The organism is Streptomyces sp. NPDC002776, assembly GCF_053592195.1.
Genome location: NZ_JBSFVG010000003.1, coordinates 440,310 through 457,645 on the forward strand (window position 1 = coordinate 440,310; position 17,336 = coordinate 457,645).

The following is a 17,336-nucleotide window of genomic DNA, read 5'->3' on the forward strand; positions in this document are numbered from 1 at the left end:
CGTGGTTCTGCGAGTGAGTTCGGATCCGGTGCCGATTCGGGCATCCGGCGACATTGCGCCCTCTAGGACGGTGTCTTGGAGGAGGAGGTTCACTCACCTCCCCGAAGCCGGTTCCGGGAACGCTTGGGGATGGCTGGGTTTTTACGGGGCGGGGCTCCATGATTCGCCTACGCGCGGTAAGTTTCTGGCCATGCCACGTGGACGTCACCGCCATTCCCCGCCCTTGCACAGGCTGCTGCCCCCGTCGGCCATCGCGGGTGTCTCAGCCGTCTGCGCGCTCGGCCCCTGGGTCTTCTCGGAGCCGTGGGTGCTCCGGGGCCTGGCCGCGGCCGCGGCGATGACGGCGGTCGTCGGCGCGGTCGTCATGCGGCACTGGGACACCCAGGCCGGCAAGCGGGTCGCCGATCTGACACGCGCGCGTGCGAGCGACGAGTGGCGCTTCGAGGAGCGGGTCGCCGAACTGGAGACCGACCTCGAGGAGTCGCGCGAACTGCGCGGCAAGCTGGAGCAGCGGCTGCGCGCCAAGCGCGCGGAACTCGCGGGGCTGCGCAACGAACACGCGGCGCTGCTGCGCCGGTACGCCACCGCCGAGACCGAGCGCGCGAGCGCCCTGGAGGGGCGCCGGCTGCTGGAGATAGAAGCGGTGGCGCCCGCGCGCGCGTTGCCGCCGGCGCCGGTGGCCGCCGAGACGGTCGTCGAGCCGGTCGCCGAGCCGGAGGCGGGGGCCGTGGCAGCCCCGGTCGCCGGGACCGGGACCGAGTCGGCCGAGACGGTCACCCCGGCGGTCTTCTCGCCGGAGGGGTCGAGCCTGTTCCTGCGGGCGCGGGCGGCGCTGGCGAAGCTGGACACCGAGAAGGCCTCGACGGCGGACGGTGAGCCGGAGGGCGACGGTCGGGGGAAGGCCGAAGCGCCGGTCGAGTCCGACGGGTTGGTGAAGGCCGAGGCCCCGGTCGAGTCCGACGGGTTGGTGAAGGCCGAGGCCCCGGTCGCGTTCGGCGGTCCGGTGAAGGCCGAGGCCCTGGCGGGCCCGTCCGACGACCCCGCGAAGCCGAACACGGACGCCCCGGCGAAGGCCGAAGTTCCGGCCCCGTACGGCGGTCCGGGGAAGGCCGAAGCCCCGGCGGGCCCGTTCGGCGGCCCCGCGAAGCCGAACACGGATGCCCCGGCGAAGGCCGAAGCCCCGGCGGCCCCGTCCGGCGGCCCCGCGAAGCCGCATCCCGCTGCCCCGGTGAAGGAGTCCGGTGACGCGCAGGCCGAGGTGCCCGCGCAGAGCGGCAGCCCCTCGAACGACCGGGCCGCGCAGACCGGTTCGCTCCCGCAGGAGGACGAGGCGCAGGGGAAGCCCGAGGCGGCCGACGGGCAGGAGCACACGCGCGCGGCCGCCGTCACCCCGGGCAAGCCGGCGCTGCCCGCCCAGCAGCCCGCCGGACACTTCGTCGCGCCGACCGCGGTGGCCGTCGTCCCGTCGGCGCCCGTGCGGCGCCCGAGGGTCGAGGGCGGCTTCGACTTCTTCGGCACGCACAAGGGCGAGGCGACCCCCGGCCTGGAGGACGTGCAGAACGAGGACCTCGCCGACGTCGTCGGCCAGGAGGCGCTCGCCCTGCACAAGGCCGAGTCCGAGGCGCAGTTCAAGCCGGCCGACGAGGAGTCCCGGGGCGTCGGCCAGGTCATCGACCTGACGGCGCACGACGAGACGGAGCAGATCGACGTACAGGGGCTGCGCAGCGCGGCGTCCTGACGGTCCCGGCAGCGGGAGCGCTCGGGCGAGGGGTCGGCCTAACGGTCGGCCCCTTCCGTCATCCAGCGGTCCGGACGCGCGTCCCGCCGCCCCGTGCGCGACCGTTCGGCCTGGGCGCCGAGCAGCGCCGCCGCCTCTTCGGCGCCCCGCAGGCGGGCCGTGACGGTCTTGTCGGCCCCGGTGTCCACATGGACGTCGGCGAGGCCCAGCGCGCGCTTCCAGGGCCCCTGCGCCAGCCGTACGCTCTGCACCTTCGCGTGTGGCACCAGCGCCAGGCTGCGCCGCAGCAGCCCCTGGTGCGCGGCGAAGACGGAGTCGGTGACGACCAGGCCGTAGCCCCGCCACCACACCGGTACGCACCACCGCGCGCGCCGCGGCGGCCGGGACAGCGCCGAATCCGGCGGCACGGTCACCCCGGGCAGCACGCGCGCGATGACGGCCTCGGCGACCTCACGCGGGGCGACCGGGACCAGGACCGAGTTCGAGGACCCCGCCACGTCCAGCTCCACCCGCACCCACCCGCGGCGCCGCCACAGCAGCGGCCGCACCACCCGTACGGTCTGCACACGCCCCGGCGGCACCGTCTCGTGGACGCGGTCCAGCAGGCCCCGGTCGATGCGCAGGCCGTCGGGGGAGTCGGCCACCGTCCAGTCGTACTCGGCGACGAACCGGCCCACGCTGCTCGCGCCCGCCGCGCCGAGCAGCGGCAGGGCGGTGGCGAGGACCGTCCACACGCTGTGGGTGGCGAGCCAGAGCACCGGCGGCACGACGAGGGCGGCGGCCAGGGTGCCCCAGGTGGCGCCCGTCAGCACCAGGGAGAGCGCGAGCTCACGCGGGGGCGTCCGCAGCAGTTCGCGCGCCGGGGCTTCGCCGACCTCGTGCGCCGTCTCGGGCGCGAATCCGGCGGCGCGCGCGAGGAGTTCCGCGCGGAGCGCACGCGCCTCCTGCGCGCCGAGGAAGGCGAGCTCGTCCTTCTTGTCGGCGCCGACGACATCGAGTTTGAGCTTGGCGACGCCCGCCACGCGCGCGAGGAGCGGCTGGCTGACGTCGATGGCCTGGATGCGCTCGAGCCGGATGTGCGCACTGCGCCGGAACACCAGCCCGGTGCGGATGCGCAGTTCGCTCTCGGTCACCGCGAAGTGGGTGAACCACCAGGTGAGGAAGCCGTAGAGGGCGGCCGCCGGCACGGCGACGGCTATCACGAGCAGCAGCGTCGTCGTGGTCAGCCGGGTCAGCTGGCGCTGCGTCTGGTCGGGATCGTGCACCGCCCAGCCGATGACCACGGCCACCGGTGCCCACGCCCGCCTGAGCGGCGTCACGGGATGCAGCCGCCGCTCGATCACCGGCGGCTTCCGCCGTACGGCGCCGTCGACGCCCGGGGCCGTCACAGCCCCGCCGATCGGGCCTCGCCCAGCTCGGTGAGCCGGTCGCGCAGCCGTTCCGCCTCGGCGGGGTCGAGGCCGGGAATGGTCGCGTCGGTGGCCGCGGCCGCGGTGTGCAGCTGCACGCTGGCCAGTCCGAAGTGCCGCTCGACGGGCCCGGAGGTGACCTCCACCAGCTGCATGCGCCCGTACGGCACGACGGTCTCCTCGCGCCACAGCACGCCCCGGCTGATCAGCAGGTCGTCGGCGCGCTCGGCGTAGCGCCAGGAGCGCCAGTTGTGGCCGAGCATCACCCAGCCCCAGACCGCCACGGCGAGGGGCAGCAGCGCGAAGGCGGCCCAGGCGGGACCGGCGAGCAGGCCCAGCAGCACGGCGAGGCCGACCGTCAGCAGGCCCAGCCACACCACCAGCAACAGCCGCCGCATCCGCAGCAGCCCCGGGGGCAGTCCGGTCCACACCGGCTCGTGCTCCGCTGAAGCGGCCCCGGTTTGCCCGGTATGCGGCGCGTTTTCCTGGCTCCCCGTCTCCATATGGTCAGCCTACGTAGGAGAGACTGTGTCCATGCCTACGACGCAGACCACGGTCGGTATCGGCGGAGCCGCGGAGAGCACCGACATGGTGCTCAACATCGGGCCCCAGCACCCGTCCACGCACGGCGTGCTGCGCCTGCGGCTCGTCCTGGACGGTGAGCGCATCACCAGCGCCGAGCCGGTGATCGGCTATATGCACCGCGGCGCGGAGAAGCTGTTCGAGGCGCGCGACTACCGCCAGATCATCATGCTCGCCAACCGCCACGACTGGCTGTCGGCCTTCTCCAACGAGCTGGGCGTCGTCCTGGCCGTGGAGCGCATGCTGGGCATGGAGGTGCCCGAGCGGGCGGTGTGGACCCGGACCCTGCTCGCGGAGCTGAACCGGGTGCTCAACCACCTGATGTTCCTCGGTTCGTACCCGCTGGAGCTGGGCGGGATCACGCCGATCTTCTACGCCTTCACGGAGCGCGAGGAGCTCCAGCACGTGATGGAGGAGGTCTCCGGCGGGCGCATGCACTACATGTTCAACCGGGTCGGGGGCCTGAAGGAGGACCTGCCCGCCGGATGGGCCACGCGCGCGCGTGCCGTGGTCGCCGATGTGCGCTCCCGGATGGACCGCTTCGACGATCTGGTCCTCGGCAACGAGATCTTCCGGGGGCGCACGCGGGGCGTGGGCGTCCTGGCGCCGGAGGCCGTGCACGCCTACGGCGTGAGCGGGCCGATCGCTCGTGCCTCCGGCGTGGACTTCGATCTGCGCCGCGACGAGCCCTACCTCGCCTACGGGGAGCTCCAGGACACGCTCAAGGTGGTCACCCGCCAGGAGGGCGACTGCCTCGCCCGGTTCGAGTGCCTGCTGGAGCAGACCTACAACTCCCTCGATCTCGCCGACGCCTGCCTCGACCGGCTCGGGGAGCTGGCGCCCGGCCCGATCAACCAGCGGCTGCCGAAGGTCCTGAAGGCGCCCGAGGGGCACACCTACGCGTGGACCGAGAACCCGCTCGGCATCAACGGCTACTACCTGGTCAGCAAGGGCGAGAAGACGCCGTACCGGCTCAAGCTCCGCTCGGCCTCGTACAACAACATCCAGGCGCTGGTGGAGCTGCTGCCGGGCACCCTGGTGGCGGACATGGTGGCGATCCTGGGGTCACTGTTCTTCGTGGTCGGGGACATCGACAAGTAGGCCGCCCAAGGCCGCGTCCGCGATGCCCACGGGATGGATCAGCCAGCCGAAGTCGCCGAGGCCGCCGGGTGCGGTGAGTTCGGCGGCTTCACCGGCCGCCGCGAGGGCGCGTACGTAGGCCGTCGGCTGGGTCGTCGCGAGCGCGAGCGGGGGGCGGGCGGCTTCGAGGCCGAGGGCGCGCAGGGCGTCGCGCTGCGTGAGGAGGCGTGCGCCGGGCAGCTCGTGCGCCGGTGCGTGCTCGTTCACGACCGCGCGCGCCTCCGTCCTCCCACCCGGGCGGTCCCCGGCCCGCGCACACGCGTCCAGCGCCACATGCGCCGTGACATCGCAGGACCCGTCCGGCACAGGTGCCGTCCCGCGCCCCTCCCGGAACCCGGTCAGCGTGCCGAACAGGGGCCGCGCGTCGACCGTGTGCGCGTAGTCGACGGCCACCGCGAGCCCTCGCTCGACGGTCCTGACCGCTTCCGCCCACGCCTCGTCCCGGGGCAGCCCGATCTCGGCCCGCAGTCCCTCCTCCGGGGGCAGCGGCCACCACCGCGCGAGCCACTCGGCGTCCGCACCGGCGACCGGCTCGCCGAGCCGTTCGGTCCCGTCGCGCCGTACGAGGACCGTGCGCGGTACGCCCTCGGGGTCGACCTCGGCGATGTCGACGGGCACGTTGTCCAGCCACTCGTTGGCGAACAGCAGGCCCGTGACGCCCTGTGGCGGCTTGGGCAGCCACTCGATCCGGTGATCGAGACCGGGCGGGCGGCCGGCGAGTTCGACGGCGTACCCGCGCGCGCGGGCGGCCACGTCGGAGGGGAGCGCGGCGAGGACCGCGGTGACCAGTTCGCCGCGGCCCGCGGCCATGTCCACGAAGTCGAGCGAGGAGGGCCGGCCCAGTGCCTCGTCGACCCGGCACAGCAGCCGGGCCACCGCCCCGGCGAACAGCGGCGAGGCGTGCACGGACGTACGGAAGTGCCCGGCCGGGCCCTCCGGCCTGCGGTAGAAGCCCTGCGGCCCGTACAGCGCCCGCTGAGCCGCCGCCCGCCACCCGAGCCATTCGTCGCCACCGTCTCGCGTCACGCGCCCAGGCTAAGGGCACAGGGGAGCGGGGCCTCCACCTTGCGGAGTACGCGCGCTTCCCGCGGATCGGTCCTCCGGTTGACCCATGCACACATCCCGCTTCCCTACGCTGGGTTACGTGCAGCGCCTCTATGACTTCCTCCGCAGACACCCGACGTGGGTCGACGGCTTCTGGGCCGTCTTCTTGTTCGGGATCACCGTGGTGTCCGGGGTCGTGCAGCAGGAAGTGGAGCGCGTCGACTACCCGGTCGCCGCCGTGCCGATCGCCCTGCTGCTGTCCCTGGTGATCGCGCTGCGCAGGCGCATGCCGGAGAAGATGCTGGTCCTGGCCATCGCGCTCGGTGTGGCGCAGCTGGTGCTGGACGTCGAGACCATGCCCGCGAACTTCGCCATGCTGGTGATCACCTACACGGTGGCCGCGAACGGTGCCCGCTGGGCCTCCAGGCTGGCGCTCGGCGTCGGCCTGTGCGCGGCCCCCCTGGCGCAGTTGCGCTGGCCGGAGAACGAGTCGAGCGCCCTCGGCACCGTCGCGATCATGGTCTTCACCTCGGTGCCGTTCGCGCTCGCCTGGGTGCTCGGTGACTCGATACGCACCCGGCGCGCGTACTTCGCGCAACTCGAGGAGCGCGCGACCCGGCTCGAGAAGGAGCGCGAGGCGCAGGCCAAGGTCGCGGTCGCCGCCGAGCGCGCCCGGATCGCGCGCGAGCTGCACGATGTGGTCGCGCACAACGTCTCGGTGATGGTGGTGCAGGCCGACGGCGCCGCCTACGTCCTCGACGCCGCCCCCGACCAGGCGAAGAAGGCCCTGGAGACGATCTCCTCCACCGGCCGTCAGGCCCTCGCCGAGATGCGCCGCCTGCTGGGCGTGCTGCGCACCGGCGAGCACGAGGAGGGCGGGGAGTATGTCCCGCAGCCCGACGTCGAGCAGATCGACGAGCTCGTCCAGCAGTGCCGCACCTCCGGACTGCCCGTCGACTTCAAGGTCGAGGGCACCCCGCGCCCGCTGCCGAGCGGAGTGGAGCTGACCGCGTACCGCATCGTGCAGGAGGCGCTCACCAACACCCGCAAGCACGGCGGCCCGAACGCGGGTGCGAGCGTACGGCTGGTCTACTTCGACGACGGGCTCGGTCTGCTCGTCGAGGACGACGGCAAGGGCGCCCCGCACGAGCTGTACGAGGAGGGCGGTGCCGACGGCCAGGGCCACGGTTTGATCGGTATGCGAGAGCGGGTCGGCATGGTGGGGGGCACCCTGGACGCGGGCCCCCGCCCCGGCGGAGGATTCCGCATCAGTGCCCTGCTGCCGCTCAAACCGGCGCACTGAGACCGGTCATGTGCTGCGTTGACACCTGTAACGACCCCGTTCACGGACACGGAAGAGGACTCGATGACGATCCGCGTAATGCTCGTCGATGACCAGGTGCTGCTGCGCACCGGGTTCCGGATGGTGCTCGCCGCCCAGCCGGACATGGAGGTCGTCGCGGAGGCGGGCGACGGCGTCGAGGCCCTGCAGGTGCTGCGGGAGACCGCGGTCGACGTGGTGCTGATGGACGTGCGCATGCCAAAGCTGGACGGTGTGGAGACCACCCGCCGGGTCTGCGCGGACCCGAATCCGCCGAAGGTGCTGATCCTGACCACCTTCGACCTCGACGAGTACGCCTTCTCCGGGCTGAAGGCGGGCGCCTCCGGCTTCATGCTGAAGGACGTGCCGCCCGGGGAACTGCTCGCCGCCATCCGCGCGGTGCACAGCGGCGACGCGGTGGTGGCCCCCTCGACCACGCGCCGGCTGCTGGACCGCTTCGCGCCGATGCTGCCCAGCACCGGCCAGGAGTTGCAGTTCAAGGAGCTGGACCGGCTCACCGACCGGGAGCGCGAGGTCATGGTGCTGGTCGCCCAAGGGCTGTCCAACGGGGAGATCGCGGCCCGGCTGGTCCTGTCGGAGGCGACCGTCAAGACGCACGTGGGCCGCATCCTGACCAAGCTCGGGCTGCGGGACCGGGTGCAGGTGGTGGTCCTGGCCTACGAGACGGGAGTGGTGCGGGCCGGCGGACAGGGCTGAGCGGCGCCGGTCAGCGCAGCAGTGCCTCCAGGAGGTCCCCGCCCAGCCGGGCGACCGCCGTGACGTCCAGCTGGTGCAGGACGTAGCGCCCGCGCCGGCGGGTGGTGATCAGGCCCGCCTTCTTCAGCACGCCCAGGTGCCGGGATATCTCGGGCGCGGTCATGCCGTGGATCTGCACCAGCTCGCTGGTGGTGTACGTGCTGCGGGCGAGGTTGCGGCACAGCTGCATGCGCACCGGGTGGGACAGCGCGGTCATGCGCAGGACCAGCTGGTCGACCGAGGGCGGGGCGGTCAGCTCGGGGGAGCCGACCGGGTAGTGCAGGACCGGCTGCCAGCCGTGCCGGTGCAGCACCATCAGATGCGGCCAGCCCAGGCTCGTCGGCACCAGCAGCAGGCTGCGGTCACGGATGACGGTGTGGCCCTGGCGCAGTTTGTCGATGGTGATCCGGCCGCCGGCCTCGTCGAACGTGACCGCCGCGGACACTGAGGTCAGCGCCTCGGCGAGCCCCTTGTGCCGCAGCAGGTCGGTCCGGTGCCGGGCGTCGGCGGCGAGCTGGTGCCGCACGCGGTGCCAGACGTCCGCGAAGAACGCCTCCTCGCAGTCGGCCAGGAATTGCCGCAGCCAGGCCCGGATCCGCGGCGGATCCTCCAGCAGCCGCCTGGTGAACCGCAGTTGCTGCGGCCCGCGCGCGGCGGCCAGCTCCAGGGCGCGGCGGCGCAGGTCGGGGTCGTCGAGCACGGAGGGGCCGGGGGTGGTGTACGGCAGCGCGCAGGTGAACTCCAGGGCGGCGTCCACGAACTGTTCGTCCGTCAGCTTGTCCAGCAGGTCCAGGTCCCCGGCGAGATCGGCGCCCGGGAGGGTGGGCCCGCCGGGGATGCCGGCGCAGGGCAGGAACAGGTCCGAGAACGTCGTACGCCACAGGAAGTCGGCCTCGCACATCCGGTCGGCCAGATGCGGGTCGAGCGCCGCGGTCACGCTCGTGGCCCAGCCCTGGAGGCCCGGGTGGTGGGCCGGCTCGGACAGCGCGTGCAGCGCCATGCCCAGCTCGGCCAGGGGCGAGGGAACGACGGCGACCCTCTCCGGCCGCAGCCCCGCGATGTCGATGCTCACGCTCATGCCCTCATGGTGCACCCGGCCACTGACAACGCCGCCGTTGATTGACGCCCGCCGTCAATCGACGCGACGCCGCCGCGCGATCGGCGCAGGCTGGGAGGACCGGCCGGGGCAGCCGGAGCCGTCCCGCCGCATCCGTCCTGCCTTCGGGAAGAGGTGAACCGCCATGAACGTCACCCAGCAGTACCTCCTCGACACCTACCGGGCCCGGCAGCACGGCGAGCCCGCCCCGCCCGCCCCGGGCGCACACGACCGGCAGGTCGTACGGGCCTGGCGCGAGGAGCGCCGCTTCCGGGCCGTTCTCGCCGGGCGCCCGGTGGGAGGCAGGTCCTGGCGGTTCCTGGGCCGGCGGCTGCGGCCTAGCCGCTGACCTGCTCCTTCAGCCGCGCCACGAACTCCGCGACCGCCACGCGTACGTCGTGGGCCGTCCAGGTCAGGCCCGCGGCCCGGACGTCGATCTCCGTGACCGCGAGGCCCGGGCCCGGCGCGTCCCAGGGGCGGGCGAACAGCAGGGTCCGCGTCTCCTCGGCGTGCCGGACCGCCGCCTCGGCGACGACATCGGCGTCGTACGGCAGCCAGAGCCGGAACTCGTTGGTGTGCGGCTCCTCGGGGTGGACGCGGGCCCAGGGCAGCCCCGCTGCCGCGAACCCCTCACGCAGCGCGCCGGCCACCACGCGCGCGTGCCGCACGTAGCCGGGCAGCCGGGGCAGCTCGCGCTCCAGGCCGACCAGCGCCGACAGTGCGGTCGGGAACTGCTGGAAGACGGTGCCGCCGTACCGGTGCCGCCAGGCCTTCATCTCGTCGACGAGCGTGCGGGGCCCGGCGACCGCGGCGCCGCCGTAGCCGTCGAGGGACTTGTAGAACGAGACGTAGACGCTGTCCGCGAGGTCCGCGATCTCGTCCAGGGGGCGCTCGAAGTGGACCGTGGCCTCCCACAGGCGCGCTCCGTCGAAGTGCACCACCGCCTCGCGCTCCCGTGCCACCTCGACCACCTCGGTGAGCTCCTGCCAGGACGGCAGCACGAAACCGGCGTCCCGGAGCGGCAGCTCCAGCATCAGCGTGCCGAAGGGCTCGTCGAGGCCGCGCACCTCGTCGGCCGTGAGCGGCCGCGGTTCGCTGGTGACCCTGACCGGGCGCAACCCGCTGACCTGGCTGAAGGCGTTCCGCTCATGCACCTCGGGGTGGGCCAGCGCGTGCAGGGCGACGACCGGGTTGCCGGTGCGGCCCGCCCAGCAGCGCAGGGCCACCTGCTGGGCCATGGTGCCGGTGGGGAAGAACGCGGCGGCCTCCTTGCCGAGCAGCCCGGCGACCTTGTCCTCCAGGGCCTCGACGACACCGTCGCCGTACATGTCGGCCGGCTGGTCCAGGTCGTACACGTCCGACGCCTGCTCCAGCAGCGCGAGCCGCTCCCGGAGCGTGCGCAGGGCACCCGCGCGCCCCAGCGCGCGCTCAGCGTTCCGGGACGCGCTGATGCGCCGTTCTCTGATGCGCCGGCGCCGTTCGGTCTCCGGGAGCTGCTCGCCATGGTTCGTCGTCTCCGCCGCATCACTCATGCGCGGATGATGTCGCGCCCCGCCGCACCGGGGCACTCGCTTTTCGGGACGCGTTTCTCCGGGCGCCCTCGGCTCACAAAAACCCACAGCCTGTGGACAACCGACCGCCCCTCGAACCGATCGCGTTAACATGACGAGAAATCGTCCGGTACCCGGAGCGGACTGGAACGGGAAGGCCGCCGTCGCGTGAGTACAAGCCAACAGCCAGATCCGAAGGACCGCCCAGCGCGGCTCACCGTCGGCGTCGTCGGCGCCGGCCGGGTGGGCCCCGCGCTCGCCGCGTCCCTCCAGCTCGCCGGGCACCGGCCCGTGGCCGTCTCCGGAGTCTCCGACGCCTCCCGGCGCCGCGCCGAGCACCTGCTCCCCGGCGTACCCCTCATGACGCCCGCCGAGGTGCTCAGGAGCGCGGAACTGGTGCTCCTGACCGTCCCCGACGACGCCCTGCCCGGCCTCGTCGCCGGACTCGCCGAGACCGGGGCCGTACGACCGGGCCAGCTGCTGGTGCACACCTCCGGGCGGTACGGCGCCCAGGTCCTCGACCCCGCCCTGCGCGCGGGCGCGCTCCCGCTGGCCCTGCACCCGGCGATGACCTTCACCGGCACCCCGGTGGACGTCGACCGGCTGGCCGGCTGCTCCTTCGGCGTCACCGCCCCCGAGGAACTGCGGCTGGCCGCCGAGGCCCTCGTCATCGAGATGGGCGGCGAGCCGGAGTGGATCGCCGAGGACATGCGGCCGCTCTACCACGCGGCCCTCGCCCTGGGCGCCAACCACCTGGTGACGCTGGTCGCGCAGTCCATGGAACTGCTGCGCGCGGCCGGCGTCGAGGCCCCCGACCGGATGCTCGGCCCGCTCCTCGGCGCCGCCCTCGACAACGCCCTGCGCTCCGGCGACGCCGCCCTGACCGGTCCCGTCGCGCGCGGGGACGCGGGCACCGTCGCCGCGCACGTCACCGAGCTGCGCCGGCACGCCCCGCAGGCCGTCGCCGGCTACCTGGCGATGGCCCGCGCGACCGCCGACCGCGCGCTCGCCCATGGCCTGCTCAAGCCGGAGCTCGCCGAAGACCTGCTGGGAGTGCTCGCCGACAGCACCGGGGGAGAAGCGGGATGACCATCACCCTGCTGCGCACCGCCGCCGAACTGGCCGCACGCACGCGTACGGCCAGGCGCGCGGTTGTGATGACCATGGGCGCCCTGCACGAGGGCCACGCCACCCTGGTCCGCTCCGCGCGCGAGCTCGCCGGAGCGGACGGCGAGGTCGTGGTGACCGTCTTCGTCAACCCCCTCCAGTTCGGCGCGGGCGAGGACCTCGACCGCTACCCGCGCACCCTGGAAGCCGACCTCAAGATCGCCGGGGAGGCCGGTGCGGACGTGGTGTTCGCGCCCTCCGTCGACGAGGTCTACCCGGGCGGCGAACCGCAGGTGCGGGTCAGCGCGGGCCCCATGGGCGAGCGGCTGGAGGGCGCCGCCCGCCCCGGCCACTTCGACGGCATGCTCACCGTCGTCGCCAAACTGCTCCACCTCACCCGCCCCGACATCGCGCTCTTCGGCCAGAAGGACGCCCAGCAGCTCGCCCTGATCCGCCGCATGGTCCGCGACCTGAACTTCGGCACCGAGATCGTCGGCGTGCCCACCGTGCGCGAGGACGACGGCCTGGCCCTGTCCAGCCGCAACCGCTATCTCTCGCCCGCCGACCGGCGCACCGCGCTCGCCCTGTCCCGGGCGCTGTTCGCCGGCCAGGACCGGCACGCGGCGCAGGAGGCGCTGCGCGCGCGGGCCCGGGAAGTGCCCGCCACGCACGCTCGTGCCGAGGCGCTCAGCGCCCTCGGGGAGTCCCGCGCCGCCGCCGACACGCACGCCGTCGCCAAGGCGGCCCCGGCCGGCCCGGCCGCCGTCCGCGCCGCCGCCCGTCTGGTCCTGGACGAGGCCGCCCGGCTCACCCCGCCGCTCGTGCTGGACTACCTCGCCCTCGTCGACCCCACCGACTTCACCGAGATCGACGACGACTTCACCGGCGAGGCCGTTCTCGCGGTCGCCGCCCGGGTCGGGACGACCCGGCTGATCGACAACCTCCCCCTCACCTTCGGAGCCGCCTCGTGACCAGCACAGGCATACGACTGCACGCGCCCGCGCCCGGGTGGTCCATCGACGCGGACGTGGTGGTCGTCGGCTCCGGCGTCGCCGGACTGACCGCGGCCCTGCGCTGCGAGGCCGCCGGTCTGACGACGGTCGTCGTCACCAAGGCCCGCCTCGACGACGGCTCCACCCGCTGGGCGCAGGGCGGCATCGCCGCGGCCCTCGGCGAGGGCGACACCCCCGAGCAGCACCTGGCCGACACCCTGGTGGCGGGCGCCGGGCTGTGCGACGAGGACGCGGTACGCCTCCTGGTCACCGAGGGCCCGGACGCCGTGCACCGCCTGATCGAGACGGGCGCCCACTTCGACGAGTCGGAGGAGGGCGGCCTGGAGCTCACCCGCGAGGGCGGCCACCACCGGCGCCGGATCGCGCACGCGGGCGGCGACGCGACCGGCGCGGAGATCTCCCGCGCACTGGTCGAGGCGGTCCGCGCGAAGGGGCTGCGCACCATCGAGAACGCGCTCGTCCTGGACCTGCTCACGGACGCCGACGGCCGCACCGCGGGCGTGACCCTGCACGTGATGGGCGAGGGCCAGCACGACGGCGTGGGCGCCGTGCACGCCCCCGCGGTGGTCCTCGCGACCGGCGGCATGGGGCAGGTCTTCTCCGCGACCACCAACCCGTCGGTGTCCACCGGCGACGGCGTGGCGCTCGCCCTGCGCGCCGGCGCGGAGGTCTCCGACCTGGAGTTCGTGCAGTTCCACCCCACCGTGCTGTTCCTCGGCGCGGACGCCGAGGGCCAGCAGCCGCTGGTCTCCGAGGCCGTGCGCGGCGAGGGCGCCCACCTGGTCGACGCCGACGGCGTGCGCTTCATGGTCGGCCAGCACGAGCTGGCCGAGCTCGCGCCCCGGGACATCGTCGCCAAGGGCATCATGCGCCGGATGCAGGAGCAGGACGCCGAGCACATGTTCCTCGACGCCCGGCATTTCGGCGCCGAGATGTGGGAGCACCGCTTCCCGACGATCCTCGCCGCCTGCCGCGCCCACGGCATCGACCCCGTCCACGAACCCATCCCGATCGCCCCGGCCGCCCACTACGCCTCCGGGGGGGTGCGCACCGACTCCCAGGGCCGTACGACCGTGCCCGGCCTGTACGCGTGCGGCGAGGTCGCGTGCACCGGCGTGCACGGCGCGAACCGGCTCGCCTCCAACTCCCTGCTGGAGGGACTGGTCTACGCCGAGCGCATCGCCGCCGACATCGCGGCGGGCCACGCCGGAAACGCCCTCCACGCGCGGGTGCCGCACCCGGTGCCGTCCCCGGAGGTGCCCGCGCATCCGCTGCTCGCGGCCGAGGCCCGCTTCGCCATCCAGCGGATCATGACCGAGGGCGCGGGCGTCCTGCGCTCCGCCGACTCCCTCACGCGGGCGGGCGAGCAGCTCCAGCGGCTGCACTCCGACGCGCGTGAGGCCCTCGTCGAGAACGGCAAGACCGCGGAGCCCGGCGTCGACACCTGGGAGGCCACCAACCTCCTGTGCGTGGCCCGGGTCCTGGTCGGCGCCGCCGTGCTGCGCGAGGAGACGCGCGGCTGCCACTGGCGCGAGGACCGGCCCGAGCGCGACGACACGGCATGGCGCCGCCACATCGTCGTACGGCTGAATCCGGACCGCACACTCGCCGTGCACCCCACCGATACCGCAGACTTCCCCCCGACCCGGCAGCCCCAGGAGCAGTGACAGACGTGAGCACCCCCGACCTTCCCCTCGTCCAGGACGACGGCTGCGGCGACGGCTGCGCCTGCGGGGCGGACACCGACGAGACGTATCTGGAGTGCGGGCTCGACCCCGCGCTCGCGCAGCTCCTGATCGACGCGGGCCTGGACCCGCTGGAGATCGAGGACATCGCGAACGTCGCCATCCAGGAGGACCTGGACAACGGCGTGGACGTGACGACGGTCGCGACCATCCCCGAGGACGCGGTCGCCACCGCCGACTTCACCGCGCGCGAGGCCGGTGTCGTGGCCGGCCTCCGGGTCGCCGAGGCGGTGATCTCCGTGGTCTGCACCGACGAGTTCGAGGTCGAGCGCCACGTGGAGGACGGCGACCGGGTCGCGGCCGGTCAGAAGCTGCTGTCGGTCACCACGCGCACGCGCGACCTGCTGACCGCCGAGCGCAGCGCGCTGAACCTGCTGTGCCGCCTCTCCGGCATCGCGACCGCCACCCGCGCGTGGGCGGACGCCCTGGAGGGCACCAAGGCACGCGTACGGGACACCCGCAAGACCACGCCCGGACTGCGCGCCCTGGAGAAGTACGCGGTCCGCTGCGGCGGGGGCGTCAACCACCGGATGTCGCTGTCCGACGCGGCCCTGGTCAAGGACAACCACGTGGTCGCCGCGGGCGGTGTCGCGCAGGCCTTCAAGGCGGTGCGGGAGGCCTTCCCCCAGCTGCCCATCGAGGTCGAGGTGGACACCCTGCACCAGCTGCGCGAGACGGTGGACGCGGGCGCCGACCTGATCCTGCTGGACAACTTCACGCCGGGGGAGTGCGAGGAGGCGGTGGCGCTGGTGCACGGCCGCGCGGCGCTGGAGGCGTCGGGCCGGCTGACCCTGGACAACGCCAGGGCGTACGCGGACACGGGCGTCGACTACCTGGCCGTCGGGGCGCTGACCCACTCCGCGCCGATCCTGGACATCGGGCTGGACCTGCGAGCGGCGGAGTAGGGAGCGGGAAGCGGCCATGCTGCTGACGATCGACGTAGGAAACACCCACACCGTCCTCGGCCTGTTCGACGGCGAGGACATCGTCGAGCACTGGCGCATCTCCACGGACGCGCGCCGCACCGCCGACGAGCTGGCGGTGCTGCTCCAGGGCCTGATGGGCATGCACCCGCTCCTCGGGGAGGAGCTGGGCGACGGCATCGACGGGATCGCCATCTGCGCGACCGTGCCGTCCGTGCTGCACGAGCTGCGGGAGGTGACGCGGCGGTACTACGGCGACGTGCCGGCCGTGCTCGTCGAGCCCGGGGTGAAGACCGGGGTGCCGATCCTCACGGACAACCCCAAGGAGGTCGGCGCGGACCGGATCATCAACGCGGTGGCCGCCGTCGAGCTGTACGGCGGTCCCGCGATCGTCGTGGACTTCGGTACGGCGACGACCTTCGACGCGGTCAGCGCGCGCGGGGAGTACGTCGGCGGGGTCATCGCGCCGGGGATCGAGATCTCGGTGGAGGCGCTCGGGGTGAAGGGCGCGCAGCTGCGGAAGATCGAGGTCGCCCGGCCCCGGAGCGTGATCGGCAAGAACACGGTCGAGGCCATGCAGTCCGGGATCGTCTACGGCTTCGCCGGGCAGGTGGACGGCGTGGTGAGCCGGATGGCCCGGGAGCTGGCGGACGACCCGGAAGAGGTCACGGTGATCGCGACGGGCGGTCTGGCACCGATGGTGCTGGGCGAGTCGTCGGTGATCGACGAGCACGAGCCCTGGCTGACGCTGATCGGACTGCGGCTGGTCTACGAGCGGAACGTGTCCCGGATGTGACGGCACGCGTGCGTGCGGCGGGGTCCCCGTAGCGGCGGCCCAACCGGGTAACTCCCCCGCGCCACGCCCATCCCCTATGTCGGGTTTGTCTGATTAGCGCGTATCGTCGCCGCATGCCCACGCCATACGGATCCCGAGGCGGCATGGCGTTCGGTGTGGAGGAGCTGCGTGTGCTCCGCCGCGCGCTCGCTCTTGCCCTGAACCCCGCCCCTGCCCCGGCCGAGGATGTCCAGGACTGTCTCTCCCTCGCCCAGTCGCTGGACGAAGCGATGCGCGAGGGCGCACGGCTGCGCGCCTTCCTGGTGGCCGACCTCGCTCGGTACCGCGCCGCCCTGCCCGGCACCGCCGCCGGTTACCTCGCCCTCATGGAGGAGGCCCTGGGCGCCGGCTACCGGCCCGAGCCGGACGATCTCGCCGCCCTGCGCGCCCTGCGCGGCAACCCCGTCGCCGCCGCCCTGCTGAGCCGCTGCCAGGTCCTCGCCGAACAGGACGTACGGGCCCGTCTCGCGCGCGGGACGGGCCGCCGGGTGGCCACGGCCGCCCCGAGCGTCCCCGCGTCCCGTACCCGCCTTCTGGCCCTCCCTGGGGGCCTCGCGGCCGCGCCCCCCGCCGCCGGGCAGGACCCCGACCGGCAGCCCGCGAAGAAACCCGCGACCCGGCCCGCCGAGAAACCGGCCACCCCCGGCCCCGCCGAGCCCCAGCAGCCCCGCCGCCCCGTCCCCACTCCGGGCGAGGTCTTCCCCCGCCGCAAACCCGCCGAGCCCCCCGCCCGGCCGCCGCAGCAACTGGCCGCGGGCTGAGCCCCACCCCGGCCCCGGACCACCCGTCCCCCTCGCTACCCTGAAGTCATGGACTACGTCTCCGCGCTGCTGCCCCCCGTCGTCATGGCCGTGTTCTTCGGCGGGGTGATCCGGGTGATCGTGAAGACTCAGGGCGGTGCCAACAAGGCCAAGGAGGACGCCGTGGTGGACGCGGCGCTCGCCCGGGCCGAGGGGGCCCGTCAGACCTCCGTGCGGAGCGACGGCTGACCCAGGCGGACCGTTCCCGGCGTACGACTCCTCGCTTTCCGAGTCGTACGCCCTTTTTGTGCCTTTTTGCTGCTGAAAGCGCACGTCC

The 17,336-nt window shown here is 73.8% G+C and carries 17 protein-coding genes; 12 read left to right on the plus strand and 5 right to left on the minus strand.

All coding sequences use genetic code 11. The features are described from left to right. Nucleotides 1-190: 190 nt before the first annotated feature. A complete protein-coding gene (locus tag ACWD11_RS09645) occupies nt 191-1,738 on the plus strand; it encodes a hypothetical protein (RefSeq protein WP_451282266.1) in 1,548 nt (515 codons plus the stop codon). A gap of 38 nt (nt 1,739-1,776) precedes the next feature. Here the strand turns inward: ACWD11_RS09645 and ACWD11_RS09650 are convergent, their stop codons facing one another. Continuing rightward, the gene (locus ACWD11_RS09650) at nt 1,777-3,126 is read right to left on the minus strand and encodes a PH domain-containing protein (RefSeq protein ID WP_451282268.1); all 1,350 of its coding nucleotides are present in this window, start codon (nt 3,124-3,126) and stop codon (nt 1,777-1,779) included. After that, the gene (locus ACWD11_RS09655) at nt 3,123-3,650 is read right to left on the minus strand and encodes a PH domain-containing protein (RefSeq protein WP_389416946.1); all 528 of its coding nucleotides are present in this window, start codon (nt 3,648-3,650) and stop codon (nt 3,123-3,125) included. Before ACWD11_RS09655 ends, ACWD11_RS09650 begins: the two co-directional genes overlap by 4 nt. A gap of 31 nt (nt 3,651-3,681) precedes the next feature. Here ACWD11_RS09655 and ACWD11_RS09660 point away from each other — a divergent pair, with 31 nt between their 5' ends. Further along, the gene (locus ACWD11_RS09660; RefSeq protein ID WP_389416947.1) at nt 3,682-4,830 is read left to right on the plus strand and encodes an NADH-quinone oxidoreductase subunit D; all 1,149 of its coding nucleotides are present in this window, start codon (nt 3,682-3,684) and stop codon (nt 4,828-4,830) included. Here the strand turns inward: ACWD11_RS09660 and ACWD11_RS09665 are convergent. Further along, nucleotides 4,795-5,895: an SAM-dependent methyltransferase gene (locus tag ACWD11_RS09665; protein ID WP_451282270.1), complete on the minus strand. Its 1,101-nt coding sequence runs from the start codon at nt 5,893-5,895 to the stop codon at nt 4,795-4,797. The two genes, ACWD11_RS09660 and ACWD11_RS09665, sit on opposite strands and share 36 nt — an antisense overlap. A 118-nt stretch (nt 5,896-6,013) precedes the next feature. Here ACWD11_RS09665 and ACWD11_RS09670 point away from each other — a divergent pair, with 118 nt between their 5' ends. Beyond that, nucleotides 6,014-7,216, plus strand: coding sequence for a sensor histidine kinase (locus ACWD11_RS09670; protein WP_389416949.1), 1,203 nt, complete (start codon nt 6,014-6,016; stop codon nt 7,214-7,216). Nucleotides 7,217-7,279: 63 nt separating this feature from the next. Further along, nucleotides 7,280-7,951, plus strand: coding sequence for a response regulator (locus ACWD11_RS09675; RefSeq protein ID WP_451282272.1), 672 nt, complete (start codon nt 7,280-7,282; stop codon nt 7,949-7,951). A gap of 10 nt (nt 7,952-7,961) precedes the next feature. On the opposite strand, the gene ACWD11_RS09680 is transcribed toward ACWD11_RS09675, so the two are convergent. Continuing rightward, nucleotides 7,962-9,068: a DUF5937 family protein gene (locus ACWD11_RS09680; RefSeq protein WP_389416951.1), complete on the minus strand. Its 1,107-nt coding sequence runs from the start codon at nt 9,066-9,068 to the stop codon at nt 7,962-7,964. 163 nt (nt 9,069-9,231) lie between these two features. On the opposite strand from ACWD11_RS09680, the gene ACWD11_RS09685 reads away from it, so the two are divergent. Beyond that, a complete protein-coding gene (locus ACWD11_RS09685; protein WP_451282274.1) occupies nt 9,232-9,435 on the plus strand; it encodes a hypothetical protein in 204 nt (67 codons plus the stop codon). On the opposite strand, the gene ACWD11_RS09690 is transcribed toward ACWD11_RS09685, so the two are convergent. Beyond that, nucleotides 9,425-10,618, minus strand: coding sequence for a threonine aldolase family protein (locus ACWD11_RS09690; RefSeq protein ID WP_451282276.1), 1,194 nt, complete (start codon nt 10,616-10,618; stop codon nt 9,425-9,427). The genes ACWD11_RS09685 and ACWD11_RS09690 overlap by 11 nt on opposite strands. Nucleotides 10,619-10,804: 186 nt before the next feature. Here ACWD11_RS09690 and ACWD11_RS09695 point away from each other — a divergent pair, with 186 nt between their 5' ends. The 7 genes from ACWD11_RS09695 to ACWD11_RS09725 all read left to right on the plus strand — a co-directional run bounded on the left by ACWD11_RS09695 (nt 10,805) and on the right by ACWD11_RS09725 (nt 17,248). Then, complete coding sequence (locus tag ACWD11_RS09695) at nt 10,805-11,725, plus strand: Rossmann-like and DUF2520 domain-containing protein (RefSeq protein ID WP_451282278.1); 921 nt, start codon at nt 10,805-10,807, stop codon at nt 11,723-11,725. Further along, nucleotides 11,722-12,714 carry a pantoate--beta-alanine ligase gene (gene panC / locus ACWD11_RS09700; protein ID WP_451282280.1) on the plus strand — a complete coding sequence of 331 codons (993 nt, stop codon included), beginning with the start codon at nt 11,722-11,724 and terminating at the stop codon, nt 12,712-12,714. The genes ACWD11_RS09695 and panC overlap by 4 nt, the downstream gene beginning before the upstream one ends. Continuing rightward, nucleotides 12,711-14,423: an L-aspartate oxidase gene (locus ACWD11_RS09705; RefSeq protein ID WP_451282281.1), complete on the plus strand. Its 1,713-nt coding sequence runs from the start codon at nt 12,711-12,713 to the stop codon at nt 14,421-14,423. Before panC ends, ACWD11_RS09705 begins: the two co-directional genes overlap by 4 nt. Nucleotides 14,424-14,428: 5 nt before the next feature. After that, nucleotides 14,429-15,406, plus strand: a complete 978-nt coding sequence (nadC, locus tag ACWD11_RS09710) for a carboxylating nicotinate-nucleotide diphosphorylase (RefSeq protein WP_389416957.1) — start codon at nt 14,429-14,431, stop codon at nt 15,404-15,406. Nucleotides 15,407-15,422: 16 nt separating this feature from the next. Continuing rightward, nucleotides 15,423-16,220, plus strand: coding sequence for a type III pantothenate kinase (locus ACWD11_RS09715; RefSeq protein ID WP_389416958.1), 798 nt, complete (start codon nt 15,423-15,425; stop codon nt 16,218-16,220). A gap of 143 nt (nt 16,221-16,363) precedes the next feature. Then, nucleotides 16,364-17,020 (plus strand): hypothetical protein, encoded by a 657-nt coding sequence (locus ACWD11_RS09720; protein ID WP_451282333.1) that lies wholly within the window; start codon nt 16,364-16,366, stop codon nt 17,018-17,020. 48 nt (nt 17,021-17,068) lie between these two features. Then, the gene (locus tag ACWD11_RS09725; protein ID WP_389416959.1) at nt 17,069-17,248 is read left to right on the plus strand and encodes a hypothetical protein; all 180 of its coding nucleotides are present in this window, start codon (nt 17,069-17,071) and stop codon (nt 17,246-17,248) included. Nucleotides 17,249-17,336: the final 88 nt, after the last annotated feature.